The organism is Siphonobacter sp. SORGH_AS_1065, assembly GCF_030818595.1.
Classification (GTDB): Bacteria; Bacteroidota; Bacteroidia; order Cytophagales; family Spirosomataceae; genus Siphonobacter.
The window spans coordinates 4,038,450-4,052,116 of sequence record NZ_JAUTAM010000004.1 but is presented as its reverse complement, the minus strand read 5'-3'; the positions used below and the strand labels follow the sequence as shown (position 1 = coordinate 4,052,116).

General features: G+C 42.9%; 10 protein-coding genes. 4 read left to right on the top strand and 6 right to left on the bottom strand.

Going from position 1 to position 13,667, the window contains the following annotated elements:
* Positions 1–26: 26 nt before the first annotated feature.
* The 3 genes from gyrA (at position 27) to QE390_RS17555 (ending at position 5,168) form a co-directional block, all read left to right on the top strand.
* Positions 27–2,672 (top strand): DNA gyrase subunit A, encoded by a 2,646-nt coding sequence (gene gyrA / locus QE390_RS17565; RefSeq protein ID WP_106634743.1) that lies wholly within the window; start codon positions 27–29, stop codon positions 2,670–2,672.
* 167 nt (positions 2,673–2,839) lie between these two features.
* The gene (locus tag QE390_RS17560) at positions 2,840–4,312 is read left to right on the top strand and encodes a lipopolysaccharide assembly protein LapB (RefSeq protein ID WP_106634744.1); all 1,473 of its coding nucleotides are present in this window, start codon (positions 2,840–2,842) and stop codon (positions 4,310–4,312) included.
* 280 nt (positions 4,313–4,592) lie between these two features.
* Entirely contained in the window at positions 4,593–5,168 is a 576-nt protein-coding gene (locus QE390_RS17555) for a dihydrofolate reductase family protein (RefSeq protein ID WP_307143110.1), read from the top strand.
* A 46-nt stretch (positions 5,169–5,214) separates the two neighbouring features.
* On the opposite strand, the gene QE390_RS17550 is transcribed toward QE390_RS17555, so the two are convergent.
* The 3 genes from QE390_RS17550 to QE390_RS17540 all read right to left on the bottom strand — a co-directional run bounded on the left by QE390_RS17550 (position 5,215) and on the right by QE390_RS17540 (position 8,077).
* Complete coding sequence (locus tag QE390_RS17550) at positions 5,215–5,685, bottom strand: nucleoside triphosphate pyrophosphohydrolase family protein (RefSeq protein WP_106634746.1); 471 nt, start codon at positions 5,683–5,685, stop codon at positions 5,215–5,217.
* Between the two features lie 832 nt (positions 5,686–6,517).
* Positions 6,518–6,949 carry a helix-turn-helix transcriptional regulator gene (locus QE390_RS17545; protein WP_307143109.1) on the bottom strand — a complete coding sequence of 144 codons (432 nt, stop codon included), beginning with the start codon at positions 6,947–6,949 and terminating at the stop codon, positions 6,518–6,520.
* 309 nt (positions 6,950–7,258) lie between these two features.
* Positions 7,259–8,077, bottom strand: coding sequence for a 2,3,4,5-tetrahydropyridine-2,6-dicarboxylate N-succinyltransferase (locus tag QE390_RS17540; protein ID WP_307143108.1), 819 nt, complete (start codon positions 8,075–8,077; stop codon positions 7,259–7,261).
* A 766-nt stretch (positions 8,078–8,843) separates the two neighbouring features.
* On the opposite strand from QE390_RS17540, the gene gap reads away from it, so the two are divergent.
* On the top strand, positions 8,844–9,842 hold the full coding sequence (gene gap, locus QE390_RS17535; protein WP_106634749.1) for a type I glyceraldehyde-3-phosphate dehydrogenase: 999 nt from the start codon (positions 8,844–8,846) through the stop codon (positions 9,840–9,842).
* A 59-nt stretch (positions 9,843–9,901) separates the two neighbouring features.
* Here gap and QE390_RS17530 read toward each other — a convergent pair whose 3' ends face one another.
* The 3 genes from QE390_RS17530 to QE390_RS17520 all read right to left on the bottom strand — a co-directional run bounded on the left by QE390_RS17530 (position 9,902) and on the right by QE390_RS17520 (position 13,408).
* Positions 9,902–11,194 carry a folylpolyglutamate synthase/dihydrofolate synthase family protein gene (locus tag QE390_RS17530; RefSeq protein ID WP_307143107.1) on the bottom strand — a complete coding sequence of 431 codons (1,293 nt, stop codon included), beginning with the start codon at positions 11,192–11,194 and terminating at the stop codon, positions 9,902–9,904.
* A 53-nt stretch (positions 11,195–11,247) separates the two neighbouring features.
* Positions 11,248–12,186: a hypothetical protein gene (locus QE390_RS17525; protein ID WP_307143106.1), complete on the bottom strand. Its 939-nt coding sequence runs from the start codon at positions 12,184–12,186 to the stop codon at positions 11,248–11,250.
* 127 nt (positions 12,187–12,313) lie between these two features.
* Positions 12,314–13,408 carry an SPOR domain-containing protein gene (locus QE390_RS17520; RefSeq protein WP_307143105.1) on the bottom strand — a complete coding sequence of 365 codons (1,095 nt, stop codon included), beginning with the start codon at positions 13,406–13,408 and terminating at the stop codon, positions 12,314–12,316.
* Positions 13,409–13,667: the final 259 nt, after the last annotated feature.

Below are 13,667 nucleotides of genomic sequence, written 5' to 3'. Positions count from 1 at the left end.
TCGGGAAATTCTGCAATTGATTTAAAATGGCTGAAACTACAGAAGACCATCTGCCCGAAGACAATAGTAACTCTGGAAATATCATTCCCATTAACATCGAGGACGAAATGCGTGGAGCCTACATCGACTATTCGATGTCGGTTATCGTATCGCGTGCCTTGCCTGATGTGCGTGACGGTCTGAAGCCCGTTCACCGTCGGGTTTTGTTTGGAATGGACGAGTTGGGCGTTAACTACAACCGCGGATATAAGAAGTCAGCCCGTATCGTTGGAGAAGTGTTAGGTAAGTATCACCCCCACGGTGATTCTTCCGTTTATGATACCATGGTACGTATGGCCCAGGACTGGTCCCTGCGTTACCCCTTAGTGGACGGTCAGGGTAACTTTGGTTCGATTGACGGCGATTCTCCCGCAGCCATGCGTTACACGGAGGCTCGTCTGAAGCGTATTGCTGAAGAATTACTGGCCGATTTAGGTAAAGAAACCGTTGACTTTCAGAACAACTTTGATGATTCGCTGAAGGAGCCAACGGTTATGCCCGCAAAATTACCCAACTTGTTGCTGAACGGTTCGGCGGGTATTGCGGTGGGTATGGCCACCAACATGGCTCCTCATAACCTGACGGAGGTAGTGGATGGTATTGCCGCGTATCTGGATAATGCGGACATTACGATTCCTGAGTTAATGCAGCATATCAAAGGTCCTGATTTCCCCACGGGCGGGACGATCTACGGTTTGACGGGTATCAAGAATGCCTTTGAAACGGGTCGTGGTCGCGTGGTGGTACGGGCGAATGCTACATTCGAGCAGACTAAAACGGGTAAGGACCAGATCGTTATTACCGACATGCCTTATCAGGTGAATAAGGCGACACTTCAGGAGAAAATTGCTGAACTGGTTGAAGACAAGAAACTCGAAGGCATCTCCGCTATTCGGGATGAAAGCTCCAACCGGGAAGGTATTCGTTTGGTTATCGAACTCAAACGCGATGCCGTTCCTAATGTGGTCCTGAATAACTTGTATAAACATACGCCCCTTCAAACGGCATTCAGCGTAAACAACGTGGCTCTGGTTAAAGGTCGCCCGATGACGCTGAATCTGAAGGACATGATTCGCTATTACGTTGAGCACCGTCTGGATGTAATTGTGCGTCGGACGCGGTATGACTTACGCGAAGCCCGCAAACGGGCTCACATTCTGGAAGGCTTGCTGGTCGCTCTGGATCACCTCGATGCCGTGATTGCTCTGATTCGTGGCTCACGTGACCCGGAAGTGGCGAAGGCTGGTTTGATGAATGGTTCGTTCATGACGCCAGATCAACGCAAGAAGTTTCTGGAAAACCCGAATCGTTCGTTACAGATCGTCGATACCTTCAAAAACGAAGAAGGTTCCGAACTGATTCTGAGTGAAGCTCAGGCGAAAGCGATTCTGGAAATGCGTCTGCAACGTCTGACGGGTCTGGAGCGGGATAAAATCATGGAAGAATACAATGAGTTAATGAAACTCATTGCTGATCTGGAAGATATCCTGGCTCGTACCGAACGTCAGTATCAAATCATTAAGGATGATTTAGCGGAATTAAAAGCCCGTTACGGTGACGATCGGCGGACGCAGATTTCTCACGCGGACGACGAGTTATCGATTGAAGATATGATTGCCGATGAAGAAATGCTGATTACCGTTTCTTCACAAGGATACATCAAACGGACGCCATTGGCTGAATACCGCACCCAAAGCCGCGGCGGCGTAGGAGCGAGGGGAGTGAAAACAAAAGATGACGATTTCACCGAACACCTCTTCACGGCCACTATGCACAATTACCTGTTGTTCTTTACGGATACGGGCAAATGCTTCTGGTTACGGGTATTCAACGTTCCTGAAGGAAATAAGACGGCAAAAGGTCGTCCGATTCAAAACTTGCTAAACATCGAATCCGGCGATCACATTCGTGCCGTGATTAACGTGAAGACGCTGACGGACCCTGATTACGTAAACAATAACTTCATTGTGATGTGTACGGAACAGGGAACGGTGAAGAAAACTTCGCTGGAAGCTTACTCGCGTCCACGTCAGAATGGGATCATTGCTGTAAATATTAATGAAGGTGATCGCCTGCTGGACGTAGCTCTGACGAATGGTAACAACGAAATTATCATTGCAGTAGATGCGGGTCGTGCGGTTCGTTTCAACGAAGGTAAAGTTCGTCCGATGGGCCGGACTGCCACGGGTGTCAAGGGTGTCGAATTGGCAGATGATGAAAAAGTGATTGGAATGGTTTGTGTGGTGGATCCCGCGACGGCTCAGTTACTCGTTGTATCGGAACAGGGCTACGGAAAACGTTCCGACATTGAAGATTATCGCCTGACGAACCGGGGTGCCAAAGGCGTTACTACGCTGAAAGTAACCGATAAAACCGGTAAGCTGGTGGCTATTAAGCAAGTGACTGATAATGATGATTTAATGATCATTAATCGCTCAGGAATTGCGATTCGTTTTGCCGTAGCCGATCTACGGGTAATGGGACGAAATACGCAGGGTGTTCGACTGATCAGTTTACGTAATGGGGATGAGATTTCATCCATTACCAAGATTGAGAATGAAGAGCTGCTGGAGGTGACAGGGCAGGAGGGGGAACAGCCTACTACGCCGCCTGAAGCACCCGCTGAGGCATGATTTTTTAAGCCTTGAAGATTTTTAAAGTCTTCAAGGCTTTCTTTTTTGTTTACGATTAAAAGACTACAGAAATAAAGTCTTGTCAAACAAATCAATTAAAAGTACGTTTTCCGTATATCAGGAAAAGTACTTACTTCGCATAGTAACTAAACCAAAATAGTAGTACAATGAATAAACTCATTCTTCCGGCCTTATTAGGCCTGTTATCAGCATCCGCTTATGGCCAGAACAGTGCTTTGGCAGCGTTAGAAAGCGGAAAGCTCGACAAGGCAAAGGAGGAGATCGATAAAGCAGTTCAGGATGCCAAGTCAGGAGCAAAACCAAAGACGTGGTTAGTGAAAGGCCAGGTTTATGAAGCTCTCTCAACAGATCAGAAATTAGCGGGTCTTGATTCCATGTCTTCGCTGGCTGCTTACGATGCTTACAAAAAAGCAGTGGAGCTGGACACGAAAGATGGAAAACAGGGTAGTACTGCGAAAGATGCCCAGAAAGCAATCACTCAGGCACCGGATTCGAAGGATAAAGTTCGTCTTTACTATGGCTTGATTGGACAGGGAAATGCAAAATATCAAAACAAGAATTTTCCTGACGCTCTGAAACTTCTCAAGACAGCGATGGTCGTAGATCCTAAGGATACCACGGCCGCTATGTTTACGGGTATTGTGGCTCAACAAACGGGCGATAATGCCACGGCTAAGGAAGGCTTTGGCAAGTACCTGGAATTGGGTGGTAAAGATCCCGTTATTTTTTACACTTTGTCTAACATCTATCGTACTGAAAAGAACGATGATGAGGCGGTCAAAGTCTTAGATAAAGGGATTGCGGTTAACCCCGACAGCAAGGATCTTAAAAACGAAAAGATCAACATTTATCTGCAATCAGGTAATACGCACAAAGCGATCGATGATTTGAAGGCGTTAGTTGAGAAAGATCCCAACAACACGCAGAACATCGTTAACCTGGCCATTCTGTATGACAATGCCGCACAGAATACGCAGGAAGAACTGAAAAAGTATGCATCAGAAGCCAGAAAAGGCGGAGACGCTGACAAAGCAGTAAAAACGGCTGAAGCGGATGTGAAACTGTATCAGGATGAGGTAACTCGTTTGACGGCTGCTCTGAAGAAAAAACCAACGGACAAAGAATTAAAGCGTCAGTTGGGTGAAGTAAAATCTAAATTCGAATCAGCGAAGACTGCTTTAGCTTCAGCGACTCAGGCAAAGGCTGCTTCTGATCAGCAGAATTCTGGTAAAGCAGCCGAAGCTCAGGCGAAAGTTGCTGAACTGACGAAAAAACTGGAAGAGGAAAAAAGTGCGGCTAAGGCTGGCTACGAGAAAGTTCTTCAGATCGAGCCTAACAACTACGATGCCAACTATAACATGGGCGTTTATTATTTCAACGAAGGTGTTATGGTGAAAAGCAAAGTAGACGCGATGGACATGAACACCTATAACAAAGAAGGTAAAGCGGTTGAACAGGAAACGGTAGCTAAATTCAAGCAGTCATTACCATACTTTGAAAAAGCATGGTCATTGAAGCAGGAAGAAGCTTTGAAAAACAACTTGTCTCAAACGTATACCATTCTTAAGACGTTAGAGAAAACAGACGCTTACGATTCAAAACTTGCAGCGTTACAGTAGCAAATTTGAGTTAGTTTAGTATAAAAAAGTCTCTGCGAGATTCTCGCAGAGACTTTTTTTGTGGATTTAGCTACAGCCATAGAATTCTCAAAAACTTCATGTAGGGTGGATATTGGATTTAATTACTTAACATAATATAAATTATATAACATATATAAATGTCTGATTTACAGGGGTAATAGTACGGATTTACGAAGCTATGAAATGTATTTCATCCCTATACTGATTATAGATGGATCAATAATTTAGCAGATTACAATGAATCAACCATCAAATCAAAATGAGAAAATTAATTCTACAGGAATGGATTTCACTGGACGGTTTTGCGGCTGATGAAAACGGTCAGACGGATTTCTTTAATAAGCCTGAGTACAACGAAGAATCCGAGGATGATGTGCTGGATTTCATGGGCACCATCGATGCCATCCTGTTGGGCTCCCGAACGTATCGCATGTTCGTGGAGTATTGGCCAACGGTAACCACTGAGGTTGAAACCATAGCTGACAAATTAAATGAAACACCGAAGATTGTATTCTCACGCATGGTAGATCATGTTCCCTGGGGAAAATGGAACGATGCCAGAATTGTCAACAGAAATGCTGTTGAAGAAGTCACACGGCTTAAAAATAAGCCTGGACTGGACATGGTGCTTTGGGGAAGCCTTTCACTGGCACAATCGCTGTTACGAGCAGAATTGATCGATGAAATTCAGTTGCGGGTATGTCCCGTTATTCTGGGCAAAGGCAAACGGCTCTTTTCCGAAGAAATGAAGCATCTGGAATTAGAGCTACTGGAAACGCAATCTTTTAAGTCTGGGTTGGTCTTTTTAAAATACCAGCCTATTTATACAAGTTAATTTTTGGAGAGCAGGCTTCGTGAAGAGCTCCGAAGCCTGCTCTGGACTACGATTGTAAAATAGATGCCAAATCCGCCGGTGAATAGTTGACCGATTTGAGCGTTTTATGGTCAGATTTGCGATATACGAGCCATTTACCGTTGTCTTCATGATAGGACGCCTCCGTGCCATCTTTCGCCAGATAGAAGGCAACCGTGGCCTGTGCTTCGGCCTCAGTAGAGCAGGCTTTGCTCATATTAGAACGATGCACCTCGTTGAATAGGTCAACAAACTTCTCTCCCAGACCAAATTCAAGCACCGCTCCAGACAGAACATATTGAAGGTCACAGAGAGCGTCCGCTACGCCAATCAAATCATTTGCTTCCACCGCTTCCTGAAATTCCTTCAGTTCTTCCGCCAGTAAAGCATACCGTAATTTCGATCTGTTCTCACTGGGTATTTGTGGATCAGATAAGACTGGAGCATGAAAAGTATGATGAAATTCAGCTACTTGTTGAAGAGAATTAAGTTGATCCATAGTGTATAATAACGTACTTTATGTTTAATAGAAAGAAAAAACACGTAGAAGAATCCCAGCTCAGGATACAAAATCTAAGCAAATATAAGCCTCACTCCCGCCCTTTTAAAGGTTAATTCTACCACAGAGTTTTGTTTCACGCCCGACTGGTAGCTAACTCTTTCACAATGAACAAATTAATATCCACGTGAAACATTAACTTTTAGAATATTAATAAATAGTTGAAAAATAGGTCCTTATAGGTCTCCTTCTCAATAATTAGTTGGTAGTGAAGCCTCAACGATTGCCAGCGTTATACCAGGGATTGTTATTCGGATTAGTAGAATGCTGAGACTGAAATGGTTTATGAAGGAACGCCGCAGTTGGCCTTTTCGTTTTTGAAATCCTTGCTGTCCGAGTTAACCATATATTCTTTTCTCTAAGGCTTTATCTTCCTTTGAATGGATGTGTGTCCCGGAGGAATCCCGATAGCAATTAAAGATGTAGCCGTCTTGCCCTATATTTGAAACGTAAGCGATGCAATGGTCTTTCGTAAGAATTGCCTATATGCTTTTTCGTTGCCCTATGAATCTTGTGAATCGGCCATCGGCAAAGTGATTGGGGAACATCTTAATGGTATGAAAAATAGTAACTGTAAAGAGACGGTTAGTAGGAAGGATCGAATCAGGGTATCTAAATCCTGCCACCGAGTCCGATCAAACTATTCTCAAAATGATCGTTGAAGCGTAGCCTCATGACCCAACCTAGTATGCACTCAAGTACGTTTTTGAATGATTATTCATTCATATATGGGGGAATATAAATGTGTAAAAAGAATCATTATGCTTACTTATTAAAAAACCTCCTGCCAGGTTTGATCGGAATAGAAGACAATCATTTTAACGACGTGTTTATTCTCAAAAGAGGCTTTTTCATGAGCCTGAGAATACGCCAGATCGGGTCTTTGTCCTACTCCATTTTTTCTAGCGAAATCTGAGGACTTAACCTGAGGCTGCATTTCGTTAACAACGGGCTGACTATAAGCGGCTTTAGGGTGCGAAAAGCCATTTGATTTAATGACTGTCGGATTTTCATCACAAAGCCATTCATAGGTGATTTCAGGGAATTGCTTCACGATTTTGCGAGCAATATCCATGCTGAGCCGATTTCGGCCTGAAAGTATATGAGAAATGCTGGATCTTGGAATGCCAATAGAGTCTGCAAATTGTGCAGCAGTTAAGTCGTTGGATTCTAGCAGGTAAATTACTTTTTCTTTATCAGTCATAGTGGCTATATCGTATTGTAAACACTAGCATGTTACAAATGTATTTTACTTTTGTGAATTAACCAATGACGGATAGAAACATTTATAAATTCATCAATGTAAATAATAAAATACTTTTGTAAATTTATTATTGTGAACAGGTTTATTGTGCATAATCTGTTGATCATCAGTATTATTTACGAATGTAAATTACAATTGTGCTTTAAAAGTTTATGGAAGTTAACAGATCAGATATTCATTAGAAGGGTATAAAAAAGGATAGGAGATTGTTCCCCTACCCTTTTTACTGAGTTAATGTTATAGAAATCACTACACAGCTACGTTGTTTTCACGCAGAGCCTGATTCAATGAAGTCTTCAGATCCGTACTCTCTTTACGCTTGCCAATAATTAAAGCACAAGGAACCTGATAGTCGCCAGCAGGGAAATGTTTGGTATAGCTGCCTGGGATAACTACGCAGTTTTCAGGCACAAATCCGGTGTATTCAACAGGTGTCTCCCCAGTAACATCAATCACTTTTGAACTGCCCGTAATTACTACTCCAGCACCCAAAACGGCTTTTTTGCCAATTCTGGCCCCTTCTACGACAATACAACGAGAGCCAATGAAAGCACCGTCTTCTATAATAACGGGTGCTGCCTGAGGTGGTTCAAGAACACCCCCAATTCCGACGCCACCACTTAAGTGAACGTCTTTACCAATTTGAGCACAACTTCCAACGGTTGCCCAGGTGTCAACCATAGTACCGCTATCAATATAGGCTCCGATGTTCACGTAAGATGGCATTAAAATAACGCCTTTAGAAAGGTAAGCTCCATAGCGAGCCACGGCTGGAGGAACGACCCGAACACCTAACTGTTCGTAACCCGTCTTCAATTTCATTTTATCATGGTACTCGAAGATGCCTACTTCCTGTACTTGCATGCTCTGTAAAGGGAAATAAAGAACGATTGCTTTTTTTACCCATTCATTAACTTTCCATTCTCCATTAGCAAGAGGTTCTGCTACACGAAGCGTGCCTTTGTCTACGGCTTCTACTACAGAACGAATAGCTTCTTTAGCAGAGTCCGTATTTAGCAGTTGACGATCTTCCCAGATCTTTTCAATCGTTGATTGTAATTCAGTCATATATTAAAATGGTTTCTGCAAATGTAAATAGAAACTCTCTTTAATAGATACGACAGTTTGTCACTTTAAAAAGTACAATATATAAAATTATATCTCCTCAAATATCATTAAGATTATAGATGTTATTTAATTGATTTACAGATATATATTAGTATTATAGTTAAATCTTATACGTTCCTTATAATACAATTCAGAATATTATATGGACTTCAATAGATAATAATAAAATGTAGCTACAGGTCTACTATTGTGTATTCTATTGGAGTATTTATTGATTTATAGATAACTGTAAAAAATGTAATGCCAGCAATTTCTATTATACTATGGTGTTGGTCCTTAGCAAAGAATCTGATAGATAAATGAAGGATATAGTGCTGTGATTAGTTTATCGATATGATATGCCTTTCTATTTTGGTTATTCCACATTGTTTTCTACTTATTCCTTTACTCATATCATATATGCCATTCCATGATTAATCTATTGTAGGATAATCTATGAATACTGTTTTGGCTTATACTTATATATTAGGGATTCCCCTATTTTCTAGGCAATTAAATAATGACAATACTCTTTAGTAACAAACAGCATGATTAATAATATATTTAGCAATGTTTAAATACTAAAACTAATTTACTAAAATACTAATTGATCAGTGTTACTAATTTTAGTAGCTAGTTAATTGCTAAATTATTACTCTCTATAGGTGATAGGGAATTCGTATTATATTAATTAATATTGCATCGAAAACCATTAATCTATTTTCACATGGCAAAAGTTCGTGTCGCAATCAACGGGTTCGGTCGCATTGGACGGCTCTCCTTCCGTCGTCTATTAGAGAAAGAAAACGTTGAGATTGTTGCTATCAATGATTTAACAGATAATGCAACCTTAGCTCACCTCCTTAAATACGATTCAATTCACGGTAAATTTGCTGGTACAGTAGAGTCTGATTCAGAAAGCATCACTGTAAATGGCAGCAAAATCCACGCTTATGCTGAGCGTGATCCTAAGTTACTTCCCTGGGGTGATTTAAATATTGACGTAGTTATTGAGTCTACTGGCCGTTTTGTTGATGAAGCTGGTGCTGGACAACACTTAACTGCCGGAGCTAAGAAGGTAATCATCTCCGCTCCTGCCAAGGGTAATGTTAAAACAGTAGTATTAGGTGTTAACGATGACATCTTAACTGCTGATGACAAAATCATCTCTAATGCCTCTTGTACTACCAACTGCTTGGCTCCTATGGCTAAAGTAATTGAAGATACATTCGGTATTGAGAAAGGATACATGACTACTGTTCACGCATATACTGCTGATCAGAATCTGCAAGATGCTCCTCACAGCGATTTACGTCGTGCTCGTGCGGCGGCTCTGTCGATCATTCCTAGTACTACGGGTGCTGCGAAGGCCATCGGTCTGGTATTACCTAGCCTAAAAGGTAAATTAGATGGTTCTGCTTTACGCGTTCCTACACCTACAGGTTCTGTAACGGATCTTACTTTGGTATTGAAGAAAGAAGCCACTGCTGAAGAAATCAACGCTGCAATCAAAGCTGCTGCTGATGGACCGATGAAAGGTTACTTATTCTATGCTACTGATCCTATCGTTTCTGCCGATATCGTAGGCGATACTCACTCTTGTATCTTCGACTCAGAATTAACTTCTAGCCAAGGTAACTTAGTGAAAATCGTAGGTTGGTATGATAACGAAGCCGGCTACTCAAGCCGCGTTGCTGACCTGGTAGCTAAAGTAGCTAATCTGTAATTACAGATTACCCTAGCACTAAAAAGCTCCTGAATGGATATTCAGGAGCTTTTTACTTTTTATAGCTGGTCTACCTCCGCCACGACAAACGTACTGCCTCCTATTACCACCAAATCGTCTTCATTTGCCTGGGATAATACCTCATCCAATGCTTCATTGACATTTACAAACCACGTTCCTTCTAATCCATAAGCCTGAGCCAGTTCTGTTAATTTTTCTGCAGCCAACGCTCGTGGCGTAGAAGATTGGCAGAATACATACTTTGCTTCTTTAGGATAGAGGGGAAGAATTTTCGACAAATCTTTATCCGCTACAAACCCCAGGATAAACCATAACTGATGGTAGGTGTAGGATGCAACCGTTTTTAAAACTTCTTTAATGCCGGCTTCATTATGCCCGGTGTCCCCATACACCCGGGGTTTTTCCTGAATTAACTGCCATCGTCCTTTCAGTCCGGTCAGCCCTATCACATTTTGTAATGCTTCTTTTACTACCTGCTCTGGCAAATCGTATCCCTGCTCACGTAATACTTCAACAGCCTGGAGCACACCCAGAACGTTTTTAGATTGATACGTGCCCGTTAAATCTAATTCCAGATCAATCAACCCATCTCTACCCTGAATACTTAGCTGCCTTTTTCCTTTGATTAGCTGTTCGGAAACAACCTGCAATTCATCAGAAGCAAACAGAATAGGACTTGTGGTTGATGCTGCTTTAGTGATAAACACTTCATCAATTTCTACCTGACGCTCGCTGATGACCACCGGAACCTGAGGCTTAATAATACCCGCTTTTTCAGCCGCAATTTTGGGCAGGGTATCGCCTAATACATCAGCGTGATCCCAGCCAATATTCGTAATCAGGGACAGTTCGGGCAGGATTACATTTGTTGAATCCAATCGTCCCCCCATTCCCACTTCAATGACGGCAATATCTACCTGCTCTTCCGCAAATACGTGAAACGCCAAAGCAACGGTGAGCTCAAAGAAGGAGGGGTTTACCGATTGAATAAACATTCGGTTATGTTCAACGAAATCGATAACCTTCTGTTCCTGAATAGGTTGTCCATTGATTTTGATACGTTCACGGTAATCTTTTAGATGCGGGGAAGTGTAGAGACCCGTTTTGTACCCTGCCTGCTGAAAAATAGCCGCGAGCATGTGCGAAGAGCTTCCCTTCCCATTCGTTCCAGCGACATGAATGCTTTTGAATTGTCGATGAGGATTTCCCAAATGCTCCAGCAATGCATCCGTATTAGCGAAACCCGGTTTATAGGCTTTCTTGCCGGAGAGGTGAAACACGGGTAACTGTTGATAAAGGTATTCGATGGTTTCCTGATAAGTCATGGTCATAAAAAAATGCGTACTTCAAAAGTACGCATTCGTATGTATTGTAAGTACGTTTTCTATTGAGAGCGGACTACGAAAGTGATCGTACCGGAGGATTGAGCCGCCCGGCTTCCAGCGGAATTGGTAGGAACGAATTCGAGTCGTTCAATCTCCCGCTCGCATTTACGAACATCAGCCGGACTTAGTGTGCTTTCCACCACAGATTTCGAAATCAGGTTACCGTTCTCGTCAATCTTGATCCGGAATACCACCTTTCCATCCGAATTCAATCCCTGCGGACTGGGTTTGCGACTCCAGGTCCAGCCCGTCATACTTAACGAAGAACCGTTACCCGTACCTCCACCGCCGCCTGAGCCTTTTCCATACAAGCCCCGGCCATCCACTTTTCCATCTGGAGCACCGTAATCTCCTACCCCTTTATTTCCGGCAGGACCGTTGTTGTTACCTCCGGGATTATCACTGGTGCCGTTGGTTCCATTGGATTTCGCTTTACCATACAAACCTTTTGTGTCCACTTTGGGCTGCTCAACGGGCTTTGAAACCGTCTTCGCTGGCGTAGCTGGCGTTTTCGTCTCTACGGGTTTTACTTCTTTCGGCTCCGGCCTGGGGGGCACTTTAACCGGACTTTCTACTTTGGATGTTTTCAAAGGAGCCTCCACTACCTTGGGAGTAGTTACCTTTTTTACCGGAACTACCTCTTTCACCTCAGGTTTGCGTACCCGTTCTTCCTTTACCTCTTCCTTGGCAGGCTTGGATTCTTCCCGATTCGTCAGTTTACTGGGCTTGTTACGAGTCTGAATGTCTCCACTACCCAGGGCCCCAGAACCGATATTGGCCAGTTCAATGCCCACCATAGGTTCTGGCGGTGGCGTTAATTTCCACATACCGACCAGCCATAACAGCAAAAACAAAAGAACATAAATGCCGGTCGTGACCATCAAAGCCACCGATCGGTTTCTGCGTTCTTCCTGTTCTAGTTGCACACTGCTATTCATATACGTTACTTATGATTCAAACGATTGATTGTAAAACGACCAAATGGGTAAATTGTTACGTAAAGTGTGGTAACAAAAAACCAAACCCGGCTGAGGTTTGGTTTCAAACATACGAATAAATAATTCCTTAATCAGTGATGGATTTCAGAATCCAGAGATTATTATTAAAATCAGGTCCCAGTTTCTGAGCCATGGCCTGAGCGGCATTGGCCGTGTTGAGACGGTCACTAACCGTTACTTTAACCAAACCTTTCCGGGGACGTAATAATTCTACTTTATATCCTTTTGAAAGCAATTGCTTTTTCATGACCTGAGCACTCTTGACGCTTCCGAAACTACCAGCTACTACATAATAGCCACTCGGAACGGCTTCTCCTTCAATGGTTTTCACCCGGGATGGAGTCACTAAAAACTTAACCTTATTCTTTACTACTTTCTCTTCCGCTGCCTCAACTTCTACTTTAGGAGTTTCGCGTACGTCAACTACTTCAACTTTAGGAGCAGGTTTGGGAGTAATAGCTACTTTCGCATGAATTGGGTCGTTTACTACGCTTACGGGCTGAGAAACCTTCTTTGAATTCAACCAGGAGAAATCCAGAGCAGTCATGGGGTTCATGCTACTCAGGTTTGTTTTCTGTCCGGTATACCAGGCTCCCACTACCGTTACCACGACGAGCACCGCAGCGGCCACCCAGCGGCCCAGCCGTTTGGAAGAATGAACTACGGTTAGATTCGACTCCATCGGTTCTTCCGCCAGTGTTTCTACAACCGAAGCAGTTTCTGTGGCTTGGTTCACCGCATAATGACGGTGGTAGGCAGGAACGAAGGAGGCTAAACCATACCCTTCTCCATAATAGTTAACCTTTTCCTGAGGTGCAAACACCAGTTTACCTTCTCCGTTTTGAGTGAAGGTTCCCAGATGCTCAAATCGATACTGTTGCTGACTACGAATGTCCAGTTTAACCTGCTCAACAAATTGCTTCAGACGGTTTCTGGTCTCTTCCCTGGAAATATTCTCCGATTTCGACACATGATTGGACAACAAGCCATCATCAAACTGTAACATCTCATTAAATACCAGCCGGGTACGAGGAGGCAGAACAGATCCATCGGATAAAAAAGTTGCTGAATCAAAATTGCCGATAAATCCCCCAAATTCGGGAATTACCACACAATCCTGTTCAAAAAGCAAGTTTCTTACGTGTTCGGGAATGGTAGCCATGAGATCCAGTGAGGTTGAAACCGTTATTACCTGAGCATGAAAGATCTGAGGAAGTTCAGATCATTTTAAAGTTTAAAGGTAGAATAACAACTACGAAAAGTCAAATGAGTTTTCGGTTTTTAGCAGATTGCCCTCACCTGCATGCAGTTTTTATTCAGTCAGGGCTCATTAACTCTTGTTATTTACAGGACATTGGAGACTGGGCTACACATGGCATTCTTCATAAAAAATTTCTCTCTTTTCGCTGGAGTATCCCTCT

Bases quoted from the DNA above. Each gene is read 5' to 3' on its own strand.
- QE390_RS17540 (WP_307143108.1), bottom strand. From the start codon at position 8,077: ATGACTGAATTACAATCAACGATTGAAAAGATCTGGGAAGATCGTCAA.
- QE390_RS17520 (WP_307143105.1), bottom strand. From the start codon at position 13,408: ATGGCTACCATTCCCGAACACGTAAGAAACTTGCTTTTTGAACAGGAT.
- QE390_RS17525 (WP_307143106.1), bottom strand. From the start codon at position 12,186: ATGAATAGCAGTGTGCAACTAGAACAGGAAGAACGCAGAAACCGATCG.
- gyrA (WP_106634743.1), top strand. From the start codon at position 27: ATGGCTGAAACTACAGAAGACCATCTGCCCGAAGACAATAGTAACTCT.
- QE390_RS17530 (WP_307143107.1), bottom strand. From the start codon at position 11,194: ATGACCATGACTTATCAGGAAACCATCGAATACCTTTATCAACAGTTA.
- QE390_RS17560 (WP_106634744.1), top strand. From the start codon at position 2,840: ATGAATAAACTCATTCTTCCGGCCTTATTAGGCCTGTTATCAGCATCC.
- gap (WP_106634749.1), top strand. From the start codon at position 8,844: ATGGCAAAAGTTCGTGTCGCAATCAACGGGTTCGGTCGCATTGGACGG.
- QE390_RS17545 (WP_307143109.1), bottom strand. From the start codon at position 6,949: ATGACTGATAAAGAAAAAGTAATTTACCTGCTAGAATCCAACGACTTA.
- QE390_RS17550 (WP_106634746.1), bottom strand. From the start codon at position 5,685: ATGGATCAACTTAATTCTCTTCAACAAGTAGCTGAATTTCATCATACT.
- QE390_RS17555 (WP_307143110.1), top strand. From the start codon at position 4,593: ATGAGAAAATTAATTCTACAGGAATGGATTTCACTGGACGGTTTTGCG.